The organism is Candidatus Koribacter versatilis Ellin345, from assembly GCF_000014005.1.
GTDB classification, from domain to species: domain Bacteria; phylum Acidobacteriota; class Terriglobia; order Terriglobales; family Acidobacteriaceae; genus Korobacter; species Korobacter versatilis_A.
Window position 1 is genome coordinate 5278941 of record NC_008009.1, and the last position, 19223, is coordinate 5298163.

19 protein-coding genes are annotated in these 19223 nt (G+C 59.0%); 8 read left to right on the forward strand and 11 right to left on the reverse strand.

Going from position 1 to position 19223, the window contains the following annotated elements; translation table 11 throughout:
- Positions 1-20 precede the first annotated feature (20 nt).
- Together ACID345_RS23145 and ACID345_RS23150 are read right to left on the reverse strand one after the other, a co-directional pair.
- Complete coding sequence (locus ACID345_RS23145) at positions 21-230, reverse strand: hypothetical protein (protein WP_041856026.1); 210 nt, start codon at positions 228-230, stop codon at positions 21-23.
- A 152-nt stretch (positions 231-382) separates the two neighbouring features.
- Positions 383-1720 (reverse strand): porin, encoded by a 1338-nt coding sequence (locus ACID345_RS23150; RefSeq protein ID WP_228370698.1) that lies wholly within the window; start codon positions 1718-1720, stop codon positions 383-385.
- Between the two features lie 476 nt (positions 1721-2196).
- Here ACID345_RS23150 and ACID345_RS23160 point away from each other — a divergent pair, with 476 nt between their 5' ends.
- Both ACID345_RS23160 and ACID345_RS23165 read left to right on the forward strand, forming a co-directional pair.
- On the forward strand, positions 2197-3099 hold the full coding sequence (locus tag ACID345_RS23160; RefSeq protein ID WP_049762022.1) for an RNA polymerase sigma factor: 903 nt from the start codon (positions 2197-2199) through the stop codon (positions 3097-3099).
- Between the two features lie 5 nt (positions 3100-3104).
- Positions 3105-4331: a zf-HC2 domain-containing protein gene (locus ACID345_RS23165; RefSeq protein WP_011525246.1), complete on the forward strand. Its 1227-nt coding sequence runs from the start codon at positions 3105-3107 to the stop codon at positions 4329-4331.
- Here ACID345_RS23165 and ACID345_RS23170 read toward each other — a convergent pair whose 3' ends face one another.
- From ACID345_RS23170 to ACID345_RS23185, 4 genes are read right to left on the reverse strand one after another with little or no spacing between them, the layout of a single operon-like run.
- Positions 4332-4691: a helix-turn-helix domain-containing protein gene (locus ACID345_RS23170; protein ID WP_011525247.1), complete on the reverse strand. Its 360-nt coding sequence runs from the start codon at positions 4689-4691 to the stop codon at positions 4332-4334.
- Entirely contained in the window at positions 4672-5055 is a 384-nt protein-coding gene (locus ACID345_RS26435) for a type II toxin-antitoxin system RelE/ParE family toxin (RefSeq protein WP_011525248.1), read from the reverse strand. The genes ACID345_RS23170 and ACID345_RS26435 overlap by 20 nt, the downstream gene beginning before the upstream one ends.
- A 55-nt stretch (positions 5056-5110) precedes the next feature.
- Positions 5111-6145, reverse strand: coding sequence for a VOC family protein (locus ACID345_RS23180; protein ID WP_011525249.1), 1035 nt, complete (start codon positions 6143-6145; stop codon positions 5111-5113).
- A 38-nt stretch (positions 6146-6183) separates the two neighbouring features.
- Positions 6184-7431 (reverse strand): RNA polymerase sigma factor, encoded by a 1248-nt coding sequence (locus tag ACID345_RS23185; protein WP_011525250.1) that lies wholly within the window; start codon positions 7429-7431, stop codon positions 6184-6186.
- 75 nt (positions 7432-7506) lie between these two features.
- On the opposite strand from ACID345_RS23185, the gene ACID345_RS23190 reads away from it, so the two are divergent.
- The 3 genes from ACID345_RS23190 to ACID345_RS23200 all read left to right on the forward strand — a co-directional run bounded on the left by ACID345_RS23190 (position 7507) and on the right by ACID345_RS23200 (position 8902).
- On the forward strand, positions 7507-7875 hold the full coding sequence (locus ACID345_RS23190; protein ID WP_011525251.1) for a YciI family protein: 369 nt from the start codon (positions 7507-7509) through the stop codon (positions 7873-7875).
- 70 nt (positions 7876-7945) lie between these two features.
- Entirely contained in the window at positions 7946-8455 is a 510-nt protein-coding gene (locus ACID345_RS23195; protein WP_011525252.1) for a DinB family protein, read from the forward strand.
- A gap of 33 nt (positions 8456-8488) precedes the next feature.
- Positions 8489-8902, forward strand: a complete 414-nt coding sequence (locus ACID345_RS23200; RefSeq protein WP_011525253.1) for a VOC family protein — start codon at positions 8489-8491, stop codon at positions 8900-8902.
- A gap of 1 nt (position 8903) precedes the next feature.
- Here ACID345_RS23200 and ACID345_RS26070 read toward each other — a convergent pair whose 3' ends face one another.
- From ACID345_RS26070 to ACID345_RS23215, 3 genes are all read right to left on the reverse strand, one after another.
- Positions 8904-10700, reverse strand: coding sequence for a sensor histidine kinase (locus ACID345_RS26070; RefSeq protein ID WP_011525254.1), 1797 nt, complete (start codon positions 10698-10700; stop codon positions 8904-8906).
- 149 nt (positions 10701-10849) lie between these two features.
- Positions 10850-12571 carry a serine/threonine protein kinase gene (locus ACID345_RS26075; RefSeq protein WP_011525255.1) on the reverse strand — a complete coding sequence of 574 codons (1722 nt, stop codon included), beginning with the start codon at positions 12569-12571 and terminating at the stop codon, positions 10850-10852.
- A 303-nt stretch (positions 12572-12874) separates the two neighbouring features.
- On the reverse strand, positions 12875-13354 hold the full coding sequence (locus tag ACID345_RS23215) for a Spy/CpxP family protein refolding chaperone (protein ID WP_011525256.1): 480 nt from the start codon (positions 13352-13354) through the stop codon (positions 12875-12877).
- 211 nt (positions 13355-13565) lie between these two features.
- Between ACID345_RS23215 and ACID345_RS23220 the strand changes: the two genes are divergently transcribed.
- From ACID345_RS23220 to ACID345_RS23230, 3 genes are all read left to right on the forward strand, one after another.
- Positions 13566-14258, forward strand: coding sequence for a response regulator transcription factor (locus ACID345_RS23220; RefSeq protein ID WP_011525257.1), 693 nt, complete (start codon positions 13566-13568; stop codon positions 14256-14258).
- A complete protein-coding gene (locus ACID345_RS26080) occupies positions 14255-15658 on the forward strand; it encodes an ATP-binding protein (protein ID WP_049762023.1) in 1404 nt (467 codons plus the stop codon). The genes ACID345_RS23220 and ACID345_RS26080 overlap by 4 nt, the downstream gene beginning before the upstream one ends.
- Before the next feature lie 88 nt (positions 15659-15746).
- On the forward strand, positions 15747-16205 hold the full coding sequence (locus ACID345_RS23230; protein WP_011525259.1) for an REP-associated tyrosine transposase: 459 nt from the start codon (positions 15747-15749) through the stop codon (positions 16203-16205).
- Between the two features lie 66 nt (positions 16206-16271).
- Here the strand turns inward: ACID345_RS23230 and ACID345_RS23235 are convergent, their stop codons facing one another.
- Both ACID345_RS23235 and ACID345_RS23240 read right to left on the reverse strand, forming a co-directional pair.
- Positions 16272-18623: a DUF6600 domain-containing protein gene (locus tag ACID345_RS23235; protein WP_148210238.1), complete on the reverse strand. Its 2352-nt coding sequence runs from the start codon at positions 18621-18623 to the stop codon at positions 16272-16274.
- A 153-nt stretch (positions 18624-18776) separates the two neighbouring features.
- Entirely contained in the window at positions 18777-19211 is a 435-nt protein-coding gene (locus tag ACID345_RS23240) for a hypothetical protein (RefSeq protein ID WP_011525261.1), read from the reverse strand.
- Positions 19212-19223: the final 12 nt, after the last annotated feature.

The following is a 19223-nucleotide window of genomic DNA, read 5'->3' on the forward strand; positions in this document are numbered from 1 at the left end:
GTAGTCTCCTTTTCGAGAATTCAGAACCTGTTGCGATCTTCTGTAGCGGCCGTAGTTTTCATCGCGTCGTCGCCGCAAAGGACGGCCGTTGACGCCAGGAGCACTGCCATCGCCGCCAGCAGTCCAAGGACAGCGATAAGCGGGTCGCGGTCCAGCAGCAACAACGCTCGAAGCAGTGCGGCAAAGCCAAGTAGCAATCCGAGGATTGGCACGGTTCGAGGAACGTTCATGCATGCTCACCCTTTCCTCGCAATCCGAATTGGAGGGGGAGCGGCGAGAGCGCTGAAACCAGGGGTTGGTTGAATTGGAGCTCCGGCCGCTGTTCCCCATGTAACGGAGAACCCAAGTACGAGCTCTCCGAAATTGAAATGTGTTCCGCGCCTCACTTGCCGCCCTCCCCGCTGTTGAAGGTCATAACCAAGCCCGCGGTCAGCGTGTTCTGGTCAGTGACCGGATTGCTGCCCTTATAGAACAGCGGCTGGTTCGACATATCTCGACGGAACTCGAAGCGGCTGATGATGTGGTGTCCGATGATCCGTTCGAAGGTGGCAGTGAATTCGTTGACGTGGGTCGTTGTCAGGGTTCCGAGCGTGTAGCCGTCGGCGTCGTCGTAGTACTCATATCGGCCGGCGATGGCCATGTTCTGGGCCAATGCGTACTTTGCGTAGCCTGCTACGCCCGTCCAGTGCACCGCATGCGAAAAGGTGTTCGCTTCGGTGTCGGTGACGTAGCGATCGCCACGACCGTAGTCGCCGTTCAACATGAACGAAAGTCTCGCTGTCGGCGTGTAGGTGAAGACCGTGTCACTCAACTGGCGCACGTTGTGGTTGAGGCCGTTCTCTTCCGGACCCGCCATGTAGGTTTGGGCGATTCCAAACTTCTTGTTGGGGTTCCATGCGAAGTTGACCCCGTAGGTCTTGCCGGTGTTGTTGTCCACAACGTTGTTCCAACCGTTGATGAAGAAACCGGTCAGCGCATATTTGTCGTTGAAGGTGTACTTGGTGCGCATGCCGAAGTGGAAATACGGGATGGCATACGAGAAGAGCACGCCACGCGAGTAGTTCCAGTTGTCCTTGGTTTCGATCACTTCGGCGCCGGCGGGCGTGACGAACTTGCCGACGTCAAATTGCAGCCCTTTTCCGACAGGCGCGAGATACGAGAAGTAGGCTTCCTTCAGGTACTGATCGAAGCCCAGCCCGGCTTTGGGTTCGGAGGCATTGACCGCGTTCATCGCCTGGCCATAGCCGAGGGCAACGTGGTAGCCGGTACGGCTGTTCGAGGGATCCGGCGTCTTGTCGATCACCAACTCCATCAAGTTCAAACCGAATTGGTTTGCGCCCTGATCGAAATAGCGCAAGCCGTTGTTCTGGCTTTCGGGATTGTTGAAGTTCTGGCCGTAATACACGTCCACGAATCCGCTCAGCGTGGTTGGCCCGAGAATCGAAGCCAGCGATGGGGTTGCCGAAGGAGCGGCGGCAGGTTGAGTGCCGCTTACCAGCGAGTTCTGCACAACAGCAGACGACGCCCCTGACGCGGCTGGCGCGGTCTCTGCCGCCGCTTTTTCACCGGTTAGCACTTTCACCTGGGCCCGCAATTCCTTGATCTCACGTTCCATCTCCTCAAGATGTTTAGCGAGCGCCTCAGCCGATGGTTGAGAGGTACTCGGCTGCTCCTGCCCTCGAGCGATTGTGGGCAGCAACAGGCTGACAAATAGAATCATGGCCCCCGAACATCGGCGGTTCCGCATAGCTGAATTTCCCGCTTTCTCCCCTGGTCTCAGTCGTCGCGAAATTCCGTGCGTGGTGTTGGGCGCTGAAACTATCGGCACCGGCGAAGTCAGTCCAACGCACAATTCTTCTGGCGTGGATTCGATTTGCTTTTAAGAACGAGAATCTATTGCGGGAATAAAGACGCTTTATGACGATCAACGCAGCGAAGCAGCCGGCGTCATGTAGGGGGAAGCATCAAAGTGCATGAGGCGGCGGGAGATGGTGCAAAGTATGGGGCACGAAACCGGCGACGGGAACCTAGCTGTAAACGCAAAAGCGCGATTTCTGAGCCGTCAAGCCGAGCTGCGTGCATCGGTGAATCCGATGCACTGGATTCGTTTCTTTCATGAGTCGCACGTTCGCACGACGACGAACCAGAACAGAGAGCAGTGGAACGACGCCGAGTACCGTTGTACGATTCGCACACATGAGTTCCGCGCCCGGTGCCGGCCCTGAAATCGCGCAAGCCATCACTGCGTTCTGTGCGCAGCAGTTTGGCGCGTGCGGCGCAGCAAAATTTGAGATTTCGCGCGAAGAACTCTCCGGCATCGTTTCCGCAGTTGTGGGCAAATGGAACGCCTCTGCGAGTTCAGCGGAAGTGCAGGCGTTTCTGGGCGCGCTGCGCGTGGAAGAGCTGGTCCTGACGCGGGCTTGCGCGGCCGGAAACAACACGGCGTGGGAGCTGTTTCTTAATCGCTATCGCGCCGTGCTCTACGGCGCGGCCTACAAAATCGCGGGCGATGACGCGACCGCGCGCGAGTTGGCCGACTCGCTCTACGCCGAGCTGTACGGGGTCTCCGAGAAGGGCGCTGAACGCAGTTCCAAGCTGCTCTATTACTCCGGACGCGGATCGCTCGAAGGCTGGCTGCGGACCATCGTCGCGCAGGAATATGTAAATCGATACCGGCGTACGCGGCGCGAAACCAGCCTGGAAGAGCAGGTGGAAGAGGGTAAACAGTTCGAAGCCACTCCTTCCGCTCCGGATCCTCCGCCTGACAATCGGATGGACCACGCAATCAGCGCCGAAATCGCGGCGCTCCACGCGGAAGATCGTCTGCTGCTCGCGACGTATTTCCTCGACGGCCGCAAACTGGCGGAAATCGCGCGGGTGCAGCGCGTCCATGAATCCACCATCAGCCGAAAGCTGGAGCGGGTAACCGGGCTGCTGCGGAAACGCATCCGTAAACGGCTGATAGATGGCGGGATGTCGCCTCGGCAGGCGGACGAGGCGATGGGAGAACTTGACGTCCGAGACGTGCAAGTCCCGATCGAAAAAAGTTTGAGGCAAGAACCGGGTGGTGGGACGTTCTATAAAGGAAGCGAGCCGTAGGTGTCATGAGTAGTGATTTCCAAAACCGTTTGCGCAAGAACCTGGAACATCCCGTTCCGGCAGAGCACCCTGCTCCCGATGTGCTGAATGCGTACATCGAGAAGGTGCTCACCGGGGCAGAGGAGCGCCAGGTAACGGAGCATCTCGCGGCCTGCAGGGAGTGCCGCGAGGTGGTGTTTCTTGCGACGGGCGCAGCTGAGGAGCCCGTGCAGCCGGTGGTCGCCGCTGTTCCAGTGAAGCGGGTGCGCTGGTGGGCGTGGGCGATGCCGATTGTTGCGGTAGTCGTAATTGCCATCTTCATTGGTCAACCGTCGCTGCTCAGAAGCAAGCACACTGTAGAAATGGCGCAGGCGCGGCACGATGAACCGCAAGTTCCGGCTTCGACGACAGTTGCGACAAAGACAGAGGTTGCGCCAGCGAACAAAGAAGAAGATAAAGCCAAGTCTCTCGAGACCTATCAACCACGAAAGCGGATTGTGCCGGCACAGCCGCTTGGTGGACTTGCGACATCCCCGGCCGCGCCACCATCGCCAGCTCCGACTGAGCGGCGTGAGTTGGCAAAAGAGAAAGACGTAAACGGACCAGTGCAAAACGAAATGGCTCGTCGAGCGGGGGTGGGAGGAAGGATCGCAGAGGAAGCCAAGCCGGCGGTCGCGATGAGTGCACCCGCGCCTGCTGCGGCAGACAAAGTCCAGACCTTAAAACAATCGGAGGGAGCTGCGGCGGCAAATTTGCAGCAAGATTCGAAGCTGCGGGATGACCGATACGCGTACAGCACGGAGTCAACCAACGGCGCATCCCTGTCGGCGAATGGCGCAAGCCGCAGCAAGGCCGCCAATCTCGACACCAAGGCCGGACAGGCGTTTGGGGGCTTCGCGAAATCCGCGGCGAAGAAAGTAGATGCAGCGACGCAATGGCGCGTCACCACCACGGGCGGGCTCGAGCACGCCCTGCTCGGCGAATGGAAGCCCGCGCTTGGCGACTCCAGTTCGCACTTTCTTGCTGTCACGACCTTCGGGGAAAACGTGTGGGCCGGCGGGAAGAACCTCGCCCTCTATCACTCGCCTGACAACGGAGTGACCTGGGAGCGGCAGACGCTGCGAGTGCGGATCGCCGCGGACATAACGCAGATCCAGTTCACCTCGGCAAACGACGGCGTGTTGACCACGAACTTAGGGACGTCGTTCGTGACGCATGATGGCGGGAAGAGTTGGGCACAGGAGAAGCCCTAGCTACGCGGCAGTGCGCTTTCGTCGAAAAGACGGCTCCACTGACTTGCGAGCTTCGCTGGAAGATGACGCGGAAATTCTGATTTGTGCTTTAAGGCCGAGTCGTGCCGCAAACTGTAGCAGGCGCGTGATGCTCATCGTTGCCACCTTGCCTTTGAGCAGATTGCTCACATCGGGCTGATGGGCTTGCAACAACTTGACGAGATCTGCTTGCCTGTATTTCTTTTGTTCAATACGGCGGATCACTGCGAGCCAGATTTCGGTCTTGAGCTTCGATTCAAGAGCTTCTTCCGGAGAGAATCCAAGGTCGTCGAAAATATCGCCAGTGGTGACGTGGCTGGGTCTATTTCTTTCGTTTTTCATTTTTCTTCCTCTCCATCAGCCTCACGCGCACCGCAGAAAGCCGCTGTCTCGCGCGATTCAGTTCTTTGCGCTCTGTCTTGGCAGTGTCTTTTTCGAAACAATCCAACACGTATATGACATCGTCTATCCGCGCCAAATACAGCAATCGGTACCATGTCTTCTCATCGGCATCTTTCAACTCAAATACGCCGGCACCGACCGACTGCATGGGCCGTACATTGAGACGCGCAGACCGACCCAACTGCATTTCACGGAGTGACTGTCCGAAGTCCCATCGAATAGGCTTCGGCCACGATTTCAGCACCTCCCACGAATCACCTTCCCAAGAGATCGAGGCGAAGCGGGATGGGTGAGAGGACGCCACAACGGTTTTATTATAGTTTTTTGACTATATACTCGCAAGCGAAGATTCGGCCCGACTATTCGTTTGAAGTCTTCGGCTTGACCGCGTTCGACAACGCCAGCCGGTTCTCCCGCGTCACGAAACTCATCTGCAAGTTGTACCCGTTCGGCGTGGTCGTGTGATAGCTCTTGTAAGCGGCGACATCGATGTCGTCGTGAGTAGAGGTATCCACGGTTGCCTCGAGACCGCGCTTTATAAGCTCCGCTTTCACTGCGTCTGAGTTCCAGGGCAGGATGCCGTAGGAGATGTGGTCCACTTCGGCGTGACGCGGAGCATCCTTCTTGAAGTGTGGGTCGTTAGGATTGCCGCCGCGGATGATGATATCGCCGACATTACCGATCATCAGCTCGTTCTGGCTGCCTTCGTCGTACGTTGACTTCCAGCCAAGCAGGTTGCTGTAGAACGATGCGCTCTCTTTGTAGTTCGAAACCTTGAAGGAAATGTGATCGAGCCACACTGTGTTCCACTTGGTGGATGGGAACGGAATGGGCTTAGCCAAGGGGAGGGGGAGTTGCGTTTTACGCGCCCTCGCTAATCCTTTGCCGTTGCTGACTTGAAGGTCGAAGCCGTCTGGATCTTTGATGTGAAAGCTCTCGAAGCCCTTGCCGTCGTTGTCAGCTACGGGATGCAACCCTCGCTTGCTGAGTTCACCTTCCACGGTCTTTGCATCCCAAGGCTCAATGACGAAGCAGAAGTTGGTCACCGCCGCTTCACTCCGTTCTGGAGCCTGCTTTAGGACCACCGTCCCCCAATTTCCGATATCCAGCACAGCTTCTTTGCCATCGTCGGACTTGAGCTTCCAACCCATCAGCGCCTCGTAGAAAACTTCTTCCCTCCGGTAGTCGGGCATTTCGAAGGTGATGTGGTCGAGCGCGACCGTCTTCCATCCGGTAGGTGCGAACACCGCCGGGATCGGCGCGGTCGCAACCTTGGCGCTGAGGGGACAGTCGGGGGTTTGGTAGCCATCGCGACAGTGGCCCTGGGCGAAAGCAACGGGAGAGAAACAAAGCAGAATTGCGGCGAAGGTGAGAGTCGAAGTCAGTCGGGTCAATGGTTTCCCACAATTTTGGATGAGGCTGACACTACTCTTCACCCAGATACTTCCGCAATTCTCTTCCTCAAAAATCTCTGTTCCGGTGCCTGCTGGGTCAGCGCCAGGGCACGTTCGTAAGCTTTACGGGCTTCGGATTTTTTGCCGATACGACGCAGCATGTCGGCGCGGGCGGAGTATGCGAGGTGATAGTTCGCGAGATCACCGCGAGCGAGAATCGTATCGATTACGGCAAGGCCGGCCGGAGCACCGTCTCGCATGGCCACCGCTACAGCGCGATTCAATTCGATGACGGGCGAGGCGACAACCTGCAACAAGAGATCGTAGAGAGCGACGATCTGGCGCCAGTCGGTGGCATCGGGAGTTGGAGAGTCGGCATGGACCGCGGCGATGGCAGCTTGAATCGAGTAAGGCCCGGGACGCCGCAGCGCGAAGGAACGCTCGACTAACGCAGTACCTTCGGCGATCAGTGCGCGGTCCCACAGCGTGCGGTCCTGATCGTTGAGCAGGATCATGTCACCGTCTTCGGAGGTGCGTGCGGCGCGGCGCGATTCATGCAACAGCATCAGCGAAAGCAAGCCCAGCGCTTCGGGATCGGGCAGCAACTCTACGACGATGCGCGCCAACCGAATCGCTTCTTCAGAAAGATCGGCGCGCGTGAGCGACTCGCCGGACGACGCTGAGTAGCCCTCGTTGAAGACCAGGTAAATCACGTGCAACACCGCATCGAGGCGCTCCGCCATCTGGCTCGTCTCGGGGACGGCATACGGAATGCCGGCGTCACGAATCTTGCTCTTGGCGCGGACCACTCGTTGCGCCATCGTCGGCACTGGCACGAGAAAGGCGCGCGCGATCTCTTCGGTCTCGAGTCCGCAAAGCGTGCGCAATGTAAGTGCGATCTGCGCGTCCAAGGCCAGCGCCGGGTGGCAGCAAGTGAAGATCAGGCGCAGTCGGTCGTCAGGAATCTCGGCGGTGTACTCCTGTGGGGGGGTCGCGACGTCGAGAGTTCCCTGTTCGAGGCGCGGCTCGAGTTCCTCTTCAAATTTAGCCTTGCGGCGGATCCGGTCGATGGCCTTGTGGCGCGCGGTAGAGATGATCCAAGCCCGTGGGTACTCAGGAACGCCGTCTTTCTCCCACTGGGTTACGGCGGCGGCAAAGGCCTCCTGCGCGGTTTCCTCGGCCAAATCAAAGTCTCCGCCGAGCATTCCAATGAGGGTCGCGACGACACGCCCCCACTCGGAGCGATACACTTCTTCGACTGCTGTGGGGACATCCCTGAGCGACATTCGGAAGATTCTAAATTTTGCCGTAAGGGATGTCGATTTCGGAGAGCCCTGTTCGACTCAATTTCGGAGGGACGAATGAAGTACATGTTGCTGATTTACGCGTCTGAAACGGAGTGGACTTATCCTGACCGGGCGTCGTGCTTCAAGGAATCGACGGATGTCGCCTACGACCTGCGGGCGAAGGGCAAGCTGATCTCGACGGCGCCACTGCAGCCGATTGCGACTGCCACCACCGTGCAAGTACGCGAAGGACGCCGCTTGGTGACGGATGGCCCGTTCGCGGAGACGCGCGAACAACTGGGCGGATATTTCATGATTGACGCCAACGATCTCGATGAAGCCATCGCCGTCGCGGGCCGTTTGCCGGGCGCAAAACGGGGGACGGTGGAGATCCGGCCAGTGCTGGAGATACCGAACCTTCCGCACGACCAGCTCACGCAGTAAAAAATCTTTTCTTCGAACCGTGTCGAATTCGGGGGCTGCCAATCGTTACATGCACGGAGGTAGAAAGAATATGAGTGCAACATTGCAATCTACCAGCGACATCGCCGTATTGCGGGGGCAGAACCGCACGACGCAGTTCGCCGTGAAGGTCAACACCGAAGGCATCTCGCATGCCGAGAGCCTGGTAAGCCCGGCGTCGGGCGGCAACAACATCAATTGGGTGGTCGGTCACCTGGTATGTGTGTACAACAACGTACTGCCAGCGGTCGGACAACCAACCGTCCTCGACTACGACAAGGTGAAACGTTACGACCGCGGCTCCAAGCCCATCACCGCCGCCGACGCGATTGAGTTCGCGACACTTCTAGCCGGATTCGACGAAGCAGTCGTGCGCTTCGAAACCGGTCTCGGCGCTCTCACCCCGGAACAACTCGACGAAAAAGCGCCCTTCTCTCCAGCCAACAATCCCGATGAAACGGTGCGCTCGCTGATGAGCCTAGTGGCTTTCCACCAGGCCTATCACTCCGGACAGCTCGGCGTGTTGCGGCGTGTCATCGGCAAGCCAGCCGCGTTCAAGTAATCAGAAACTCCATTTCAAAACTTAGAGGATCGTATGAAAGCAATTAATGTCTATTTGGTTTTCGACGGCAACTGCGGCGAAGCGATGGAGTACTACCACAAAGCTCTCGGCGGCGAGATCTTCAAAATGAAGTTCTCGGACGCACCGGGTGGCGCACCTCCGGGAGCGGGCGACCGCTACGTTCACATTGCAATTAAGAACGGCAACGTCCTGCTCATGGCATCGGACAACATGCCCGGTATGCCGTTCACTCAGGGCACCAACTACTCCGTGTGCATTTCCTGCGACAGTAACGACGAAGTAGACAAGCTGTTCAAGCATCTCTCCGTCGGCGGACATGTCCACATGCCTCCCGGGGAGCAATTCTGGGCGCACCGCTTCGCGGGCTTCACGGACAAGTTCGGCATCAACTGGATGTTGAACCACGAGAAGCCGATGCAGGGATAGCTCAGGCGTTCTGCATTTCAACCTGTTCGACAGTGGGTAGCGTCACGGTAAAGATCGCACCGCCTTGCGGGCGATTGGCGCACGTGATCTGCCCACCGTGTTTTTGCACGATGCCGTAACACGCACTGAGCCCAAGTCCCGTTCCCTTGCCCGGCGACTTCGTCGTGTAAAACGGATCGAAGACAAGGTCCGGATCCTTCACGCCGGGACCGGAGTCCGCGAACTCCACTTGCACCTGCGAACTTCCTGCGCGCGTTGAGATATGAAGCACGCGCACCACCGATTCGCTCATCGCGTCAGCGGCGTTGCGGATCAGGTGCACGAACACCTGAAGGATCTGTCCGGGATCCACCGCGACCGGCGGGAGTTTATCTGGGGCGGTGACTTCCACTTTCACGCTCTTCCCCGCCTCGAGTCCCGCGAGTTTAATCGCATTGAGCACCAGCACCTGTACGTCATTCGAGGAACGCTGGGTCGGCGTTTCCTGCGAGAACTTCAGCAGGTCTTCCACCAACGTCTTGGTGCGCCTCGCCTGCTGTCCGATTTTCTCGGCCATACTGCGGGTCTGCGGATCGAGTGAAATGCTTGACGTGAGCAAGTCCGAGTACCCCAGGATCGCCGTCAGCGGATTGTTGATCTCGTGCGCCGCGCCGGCAAGCAACCGCCCCATCGATGCGAGCTTCTCGCTCTGTACCAACTGGTTCTTCACGCTCTTCAAATCGCTGTAGGCATCGGAGACATTCTTGAGCGAGCCTACAAGGTCAGCCTGCAGCAGTGTCTGCTTCAACGAAACCAGCGAGAACAACAACACCATCGCGATGAACGTGACGATTAAGCGAAACGCGCGGATCTCCGGATCCATCGTCGGCGCATAATTCAGCAAATAAATTCCGATGGCCGGCATGGAAAGAGTAACCAGCGTACTGCTGACTGCCGGCCACTGTATCGACCACCCCGCCAATGGCGGCTCGGCTGCCGGCGCCAACTCGGCATCCGGCGTAGCCGGCATCTTGCTGCCTTCGATCGCGGTCAGAGCAAACAACGCCATGGTCGCCATGAGCAGGATGTCATACACCGAGCCGGTGTAATAGCTGCCGGTATCTACGGCCAGGTTTGCGAAATCGGAGAACACGGCGTACGACAGCGACGCGAGCGTAAACATCAGGAAGATGCGCCGCCACGAGCCTCGGGATCGCACGAAAGCCGCCGCAAGTCCGACGACCAATATCCAGTGGCCGCACTTGTCGATGATGTCGAAGTTGTAGTTATAGGTCGGGATATCGGGCTTTACGTACTGGTGCGGCATCACGATGAGCGCATAGATGTAGAGCCAGTAAGTGAGCAGTACCGCGAAGTCGAGCCAGGTGCGTTGACGTCCGATGGCGGAGGCGCGGCGATCGGGATGGGCGCCCAACGCTGCGACCATCGGCACCAGGTGAAGAAAGAGATAACTATCGCCGAGGGTGAGTTGCGGCACGTCGGTTTGGATCACGACCTCGTAGTACGACCAGATGGTGAGGTCAGCGAGCCAGAAGAACATGCCGAGCGAGAAGAGGGTCCAGAACACTCGGGCCGGCCCTTCGGAGCGAAAGCCGTTCAACAACATCACGCAACCCGCGAAACCGACGATGATGGCCTGCGCCAGGTCCCCGAAAGCGGTGCGGAACATACGTGCGGATATCTCGAGACCAAAGGGCAGGTGGAGCATCCCCGTATGGGGAAGCCCGAGGCTGACCACTGCCTGCGCGGCGACCAGAAGCGCAGCGATCCCGATCCAGATTTTGGAGCGCGTCGTCACGCGGCTGCTCCGGACTACCGTGGCCCTGGGGGTGGGACGTTCTCTATCTAAAGGAACGGTATTACAAAATGCGGGAATTTGGAAAAGCTAAGTTGGAAGGTGAACTGGGGGAGGGTAACTGCAAATGGACGTCTGGCGGGCGCTTTGGGCTAAGAACCATCGTTGAGCCTCATCTCGAGGCCGCGCTTATTGCATCGGATGTCGAGCACTGAGCGCCGCGAATCAAGAAACGTGCTGTGGATGGATCCGGTCTGGTCGTACTCGTCGGCCTTCGACGCCACCCGAACTTTTACCTCATGCTCTCCACTGGGGAAGCGAATTTCATGCGACTCACGCCCCTCGATCCCGCTCTTCAAACCGAAAAGATGCTTCTTGTTCTCGCCATGGGTGGTGGTGCTGAATTCCAGACGGCCATCCACCCAGACCTGTATCTCTGCTTCAGTGAAGTGATGCTGTAGCGCGAGTTCTACCGTCGCCGGCTGACGGGCGACAAGAGGGTCGCTCCAGGCAGCCGAAGACTTTGGGGAAGCCGCAATCGGAGTAACTGGAGCCGCGCCGCCTCCGCGAATCACCGTCCGATCAAGGTCCGAAAGCGGCGCCCTCGGAGAAACCCCCGAACCCGCATATTGTCGCGGTGGTTCCGGCATGTTGATCTGGATGATCGGCTCAAACTGTGCGCCGGTGATGGCAGGCATCGGAATCTGTTCGGCGATGAGCGGCGGAAGCGGTAAGGACGCATCGGCATCACGCAAGGCGGTGCGCTGCGTGTCGTTGATGTAGAACGCAGCCACTCCCACGATTCCCGCGAACGCCAGCAGCGCCAAACCCAACATCGTGGAGGAGGCCTGCCACGAGCTCCGCGTCGGCACAACTTTCGGAGGCGATGGTGCGACGCGCGCCGGGGCTACGCCGAACGCGGCAGAAGCGTTACCGCTCGAGGTCCCGTTGCCGTTCGTCCTTTGCGGTTTCTCGAAGACACGAAGAATCTCGGAACTCGGCGGTGCGCCGGGTTCATGACGACTGCGCGGTTCACGGTCAGCAAGGATGTCCTCGAGATCGAGTGCAAATGCGGCACCGTTCTGGTAGCGGTCACGTGGGTTTTTCGCCATCGCGCGCGCCACTACGTATTCGGTGTCTTTCGAAAGATCGAGATGGAACGTCGTGATCGGCAGCGGATGCTGGTTGATCACCTTGAAGCCGATCGTGCTCGCACCGTTTCCCTGGAATGGCCGGAAGCCCATCAGCACGGTGTAGAGAATCACACCCAGCGAGAACAGGTCGGAGCGTCCATCCACCAACCCACCCGTAAGCTGCTCGGGCGACATATATGCCGGAGTGCCGAGCAACTGGCCGTGGAACGTCATGGTGGATGCGTCAATGCGGGCGACGCCGAAGTCCGCGATCTTCGGGTTGCCGTCTTCCGTGATCAAAATGTTCGCGGGTTTGATGTCGCGGTGAACAACGCCTTTTTCGTGTGCGTAAGCGAGCGCTTCAGCAAGCTCTTTCACGATCGTTAGCGCATAGCGCTCTTCGAGTCGCCCGCCCGATTGCGCCAGCAAGCGGCTCAACGGCTGACCGGCGATGTACTCCATCACAATGTACGGCGATCCGGTGGAGGGCTCTTCGCCGCGGTCATAAATGGCAACGATGCCGGGATGAGCGAGACGGCCTGCGGCGCGAGCTTCCTGCGCGAAGCGGTCACGGAAAGCGACACCTTCGTGCGAGGTGCTATCAAACGCAGAAAAGGTCTTAATCGCAACGAGGCGGTCGATCTCGGGGTCGAGGGCCTGGTAGACCGTGCCCATCGCTCCACGACCGATCTCGGCGAGGAGTTGATACCTTCCCAGGTTTGCGCCCGCGCGTATTTCCATAGATTTCAACGCAGCTGGTATCCAGGGTCCGGTCGGCGAGCTATCCGGTGCCGCGCATCATTTCACTTCCCTCTGGGGGCTATCAACAAACGAAAGTAACCAAAACAACGTTCCGGAGGACCTGTGAAGTCACCTGTGGGGGAGAGTGCCAGTGACTCGCTAGTAGTGAGATGCAAAGCAGAGTTGCTGCTGGAAGGAGTTTTTGCGGGGAATCACGGCAAGCGCCGTGATAAGCCGGCGGACCGCCCTGTGTCGCGGGAGGGCGGCCCGCCGTTTTTCTCCTGGAGGGAGAACTTGCGAAACTTAGTCCTGCGCTGGCGCCGGAGGGCCATCCGGTCCCGGACCGCCGTGACCGTGCATACCGCCGTCATGCATGCTGGCTCCGAAGAGCTTCACGGCCTTGGTCTTCTGGGTCGGTGTCAGCACCTTGTAGATGGCGTTCATCTCCTTGGCCTGCTCCAACATACGGGACGCTTCCTGCTGATGGATCTGCGTGATCAGGACGGATGCTTTGCCTTCGTCGAAGCTCTCGCTGGTAACCAGGGCATGTAGCTGCTGGTGCAAGGACTTCATCTGCTGGCGGTCAGCCTGTGAGCTGGTCTTGCTCTCAGACTGAATCTGCTTAATCTGGGCGACTTGGGCGTCGGTCAGGTCGAGCGCCGTGGCCATAAATTGCAGGTGATGGTCACCGCGTTCTTTCGTCGGCTGCTGCGCATTGGCGACCCCGACCAAGGTCGAGAGCGCGAGTGCCGAAGCAGTAACAAGGGACTTCCAATGCTTCATCTGGGTTCCTCCCATTTCCTGTTCTTCAGGGAATGAGCGTCTTCATTCGCTGCTTATCAGACCACAGAAACCCGGAATTGATAGTCAAGAGTGGTCTGGTTTTCGTAATTTTGTTTATCGACTCCCGGGGCCGCTCGAAGGGACGGTCTCGCGGGCGTCTTACGATTTTTTACCCCCGTATTTACTAGGGCTGAGCTACCCTTTCATAGGCATGAAACAAATCCTGCTGATTGACGACGACATCGAACTCACCTCGTTGCTTACGGACTACCTGAAGTCTGAGGGATTCGAAGTTGAAGCGGTGCACAACGGCGAACAGGGGTTGCAGAAGGCCTTAAGCGGCAACTACAGCATCGTTGTGCTCGACATAATGTTGCCGGGAATTTCCGGCCTGGACGTGCTGCGCCGGTTGCGCCCACAATCGCGAATCCCGGTGCTGCTGCTGACCGCGCGTGGCGAAGATGTGGATCGCATCGTCGGCCTCGAACTCGGCGCCGATGATTACGTCCCGAAACCTTTTAACACCCGCGAATTACTGGCACGCATCCAGGCGATTCTGCGACGCGTTCAGGGCGGACAAACGCCCGGCGCGATCGTCAACGTTGGCGACGTGACCCTCGATCCCGGTGCCCGCACAGTTCAGCGTGGAGGTCAGAAGCTCGACTTTACCTCCGTCGAATTTGACCTGTTGCGTTACCTGCTTGAGAACGCCGGAAATGTCGTACCGCGCGAAGAGCTTGCGGAACGCGTGCTGGGACGACGCTTTTCGCCATTCGATCGCAGTATTGATATGCACATCAGCAAAATTCGACGTAAGCTGCTCGACGAAAGCGACGAGTTGATCAAGACAGTCCGCGGTACCGGATACATTTACGCAAGGCCGGTGTTCGCCGGGAGCAAATGAGAAGTCTTTTCACAAAGATCTTCATCGCATTCTGGGGTGCGATGGCCATGTTCGTCACCCTGTCGGTGATCACGACCATGCTCTTTGTGCGCCTCCAGACATCGGATTCCGCAATGGAAACGATGACGCGAACCGCCGTACAGGCGTATCAGGCTGGCGGTCCGGCATCGCTTCACAACTACTTCCACACGATCGAGCGCGACCAGCTTTTCCGCGCGATTTTGTTTGACGATCAGGGTCACGAGCTGACCGGCCGTCCAGCCCCGCGGTTCCTTGGGCCGAATGGTGAATATGCGCCTCCACCGCCACAGGGCCCAATACCAGGGCCGCCTTCATTTGACGAACTGATTAAGCGTAACTTCCCGCGCCACACCATCCAGGCTGTAGATGGCCACAAATACACTCTGATCCTGCTGCCGCCATCGCGAGCGCACCTCTGGTTCCTCACCGCGCCAACGCGACTGATCGGTATTGTGATCGGCCTATGCGCCACTGGCATCATCTGCTTCTCCCTGGCCCGCTATGTAACCAAGCCATTGCAGCGACTTCGTGAAGCAAGTTCGAAGCTGGCTTCGGGCGATCTGTCGGCACGCGCGGGCAATGGCATTCACCGGCGTGATGAAATCGGCAGCCTCGTTCATGATTTCGACCGCATGGCCGACCGCATCGAAAACCTCATCACCACCCAGCGCCGGCTCCTGAGCGACATTTCGCACGAACTGCGTTCGCCACTGGCGCGATTGAACGTTGCCGTGGGACTCGCCCGTCGCCAAGCTGACGTCGAGACGCAGAAGGCCCTCGAGCGCATCGAAATCGAAGCCGACCGCCTCAACGACATGCTCCAGAATCTGCTGACGCTTTCCCGGTTGGAGAGTGGCGAACCCGTTGAAATGCGCACTACGGTGGACATGAGCACTCTGGTGACAGACGTCGTTGCTGACGCCGATTTCGAGGCACAAGCATTTGGACGCGAAGTGCATCTCAGCACCTGCGAACCCTGCGAGGTTGAGGGGAACATCACCCTCCTGCGCAGCGCGGTAGAGAACGTGGTCCGCAACGCCGCGCGTTACACCGACGAGAACACAAAGGTTACGGTCGCACTGACCACTAGCGGCAATCATGCCGTCGTCGAAGTGCACGACCAGGGGCCTGGCGTACCGGACGAGTCGCTGCCAAAGTTGTTCCTTCCCTTCTATCGCGTGGATGCAACCCGTGATCGCAACACCGGCGGCGTCGGACTCGGGCTCTCGATTGCCGAGCGCGCCGTGCGGCTCCACGGCGGTTCAGTTGTGGCGAGGAATGGAAGGCCACACGGTCTGATCGTGCGCATCGAACTGCCGCTGCTGGCCCACGAGTCCGCCCCAGTGAAGTCGGAACCAGCTGTGGTAAAGACGACGTAAACTGCCTCCCACCATCGGGGAATTCCCCATCCCATTCCAAAGCGCGATGCTAACGGACGGCCCGGAATCGGGGCACGAGGCACGTCTTATGTCCGCAACGCATTTCATCACTGCTCCCACATTCCACCGCAAACGTCTTTTCCAGAACCAGAAATACGGCGACCTCCTGACTGAAACGCTCCTGTCATTTCGCGAATCGTACCCGGTGCAGATCCACGACTACGTCATCATGCCGGACCACGTCCACGTTCTGCTGACTATCTATGGCGACCTTCCCGCGAACGATGCCATGCAGAAGCTGCAACGGCACTTCGCCGAGCAGGTCGCACAACAGTTCGGCTATAACGGCGAAGTCTGGGAGACTAGCTTCCATAACGACCAGGTCAACAACGCCGAAGACTGCGCGCGCTGCGTGAAAAAGATCCACTCCAACCCGGTGCGCGTCGGCTTTTGCGATAAGCCCGGCGAGTATCGCATGAGTTCGAAGGCATCGCGCTGGGTGCTCGACCCGCTACCCGAGAACCTTCGCGAATTGTATCCAGCCTAGTTTCGACAGAGGTGCATGAAAAAGCCCACGCTCGTCGCGTGGGCTTCGTCTTTGCTCCAGCACCGATTACTTCAACTTCGGTTGCTTATCGTCCTTATTGTCTTTGTTGTCCTTATTGTTGTCCTTCGCCGGCTGCTTCGGCGGAGGGGTGTGTTGCGCTGGCGCTGCGTTGTGATCCGGCGGACGCGGCACGTTGGTTTCGTGCTGCGGCGGCGGAGGCGTACGAGTCGCAGGCGTTTGCGTGGTGTGCGGCTCCGCATGCGCCGGCGGCTTCACTGCCGTCTGCGGCTGCGGCGTCGGACGGTTCGGTGTCACAGCGTGCTCCGGCGGACGCGCAGTGTTGCTCTCGGCCGACGGATTGTTCGGACGCGCAGGGGTCGTAGTCTCCGGGCGCGCAGGCTGCGCGGTCGGAGGATGCGGCACTGGACGTCCTGCCGGAGTTGCCGTCTCATTCGGCTTCGCAGGCGTTGACGGATTCGAAGTCGGCGGATGCGCTACGTTGCGATCACCCCCCGGACCCATCGTGGTTGGACGATTGGCCGGGTTCGCCGGAGTGTTGTTCGCACCCGGACGCGGCGTAGCTTCCGGCGTCGGACGCCCATTCGGCGGCGTCGCAACGTTAGGCTTTCCAGCGTTCGCCGGACCCGCCGGGGTTCCCGGCTTGTTGACGTTGGCTGGCGTGGCCGGAGTGCCCGGTTTGCCCGCATTGTTGTTTACAGCGCCCGGAGCAGGTTTCGCTGCCGGAGGATGGAATGCCGGAGCATTCTTCGGCGCTGCAGCCGCTGCCGCCTTGATCTGCTGCACCGCTGCTGCCGGACGCGGCTTGCCCGCTTCCATCGCCGCCGGACGCTGCACCTTCGGCAACGTCGCAACCTGCGACTGGGTTAGCGGACGGCCATCCGACTTCTGCAACAACTGCTGCTTGGCGTCAAACTTCACCGGCGCTGGAGGCGGTGCTGCCTTGGTCATCACCGGACGGTTCATCGCGGCAGCCGGCGGAGTATGCTGCGTCGCCGGCGCCTTGCCGCCCAACACTGCTGCCTTGGTCGGCGCCACGGATGGCCCAGCCGAGAACCTCGCCTGTTCCATCTGTTTCGGATCTACCTTAACCGCAACCTGATTCACCGAACGCCCACTCGCCATCGCGTTCGCCGGGACCGCAGTTACTGCGCCCGCGACTGACGCGTTGCGATACACGACCTTCTCTTTGTTGTTGTTATTGATGACCGTCGTGTTGTTGTTGTTGATGACGGTGTAGTTGTTCGTGACGTTGGTGATGTTGGTGATGTGCGTGTTGGTCACGTTCACGTTGCGAACGTAGTTCGGGCTGACGTGATAGCTCGGATAGTACGGCTCACCGTAGCTCAACGGGACCCATCCCACCGGTCCGCCGCCGCCGCCTACGCCGATGCTCACACCCCAGTTGTGGCCGCCGATGAAAGCGACCAGCGCCGGAGCGTAAACCGGACGGACATAAGCGACGCCGACAGCTACCGGCTGCGGACGCCCAGGTGCCCAAGCCCATCCTCCGCCCACGCTGACCCAGCGGCCATAGTGGAACGGCGCAAAGCCCCAAGGCGCATCATCAACCCAGGTGTATCCCCACGGGTCGATCCAAGCCCAGTGCCCCTGGTGATACGGGGCCCACCCCGCCGCTACACGCGGATGCCAGATCGGACCATACTGCGGATCTTCGCTCCACGCGCCGTTATCGTCGAGGTCGTCCGTACCGACCATTCCCGGCGATACATAACGCGCCGACTGCGTGTTGTCCTGGTGACGATCGCGCTCCGCGTTCCACTGATCGAAATCATCCGGATCGCCGAGTTGCGCCATCTGGTCCAGACCCGATTGCCCCCCAGCAAACGTGGCCTGCTCGCCCGAACGCACGTGGACGCCCGCAGCTTCGCCGGTGCCTTCACCATCGCCGCGACGCACGGAAACGTAAGTCGTGTCGGCGTTGGGATCGACATCGAAACGGTAGTCGCCTTCACGGTCCATCACGAACGCGACATTCGGCGTATCGATTTCGACCGACTCGCCCTGGAACAACCGGCGAACGTGCACGAACAGCGTGCCCTGGTCGAGTTGAAGTTGCGTAATCTGATCGTCGAGATTGACGATCGTCATGCTGGTTTGCTGGTCAATACGGGCTTTCACGTTGCCCATGCTGACCTCAGCACGTCCGCCCTGGTCTGCCCAAAGACGGTCAGAAGTCGTTAACGGACGGTTGAGGGTAGCATCGACCCAATCGTCCACCCCTCCAGGTTGCATCGAAACAGGCCCTTGCATAAACGACAACCGACCCGCCACACCCGGCGGGTCCCCCTGCTGCGGTTGGGCCATAGCTGGCATCGCCACAAGCCCCATTACCGCAGCGACGAACAGCATCGCGAACACTAAACGCATGTTTTTCATAAATTGAGCGGGTCTCCTCGTGGACCGGTTAAGGGTGGCGCACCATCCGGCCCAACATTCCTCCCCGAAGTATGAAACCCCGGGTGCTAGACGAAGTTGTTTGGCCCCTAAGTAATTAACGGCAGAATCAGTTGCACAATGGTGCAACCCACCTCACGCGGCAGGCCTCCGCTCCTCGCGGGCCTCGGCAAGTTGGGTTTGTTTGTGTTGGACATCGGTTTCAATGTGCTGGATCTCCACCCTTTCTTTCTTGACACCCAGCTTCACAATTCCGAACGCGCCCATGTACAGGTTGGATACGAAGACCAGCGAAAACCACGCGATCAAATATCCGCGCCAGCCTTCAAGAAGCAGATGATACCGCGTCAACCACAAAAAGAAAGCAGCTACATAGTGGCTAAAGCAGTACTCACATGTGAAGAGATAAAAGAACTTGCGGCGCACGAAAGACGGAGCACTTTCGCTCTGCGTCTTACAGAAATCGCGCGGCTCGCGAAAAACCTCTTCGTGGGTGATCGTCCACGCCACGCAGGCAACTGGTATCGCCAGCAACAGCAGCCAGAAAAGCTGGTTCCCCAGTGAGCCCATGCAGGGCTTAGA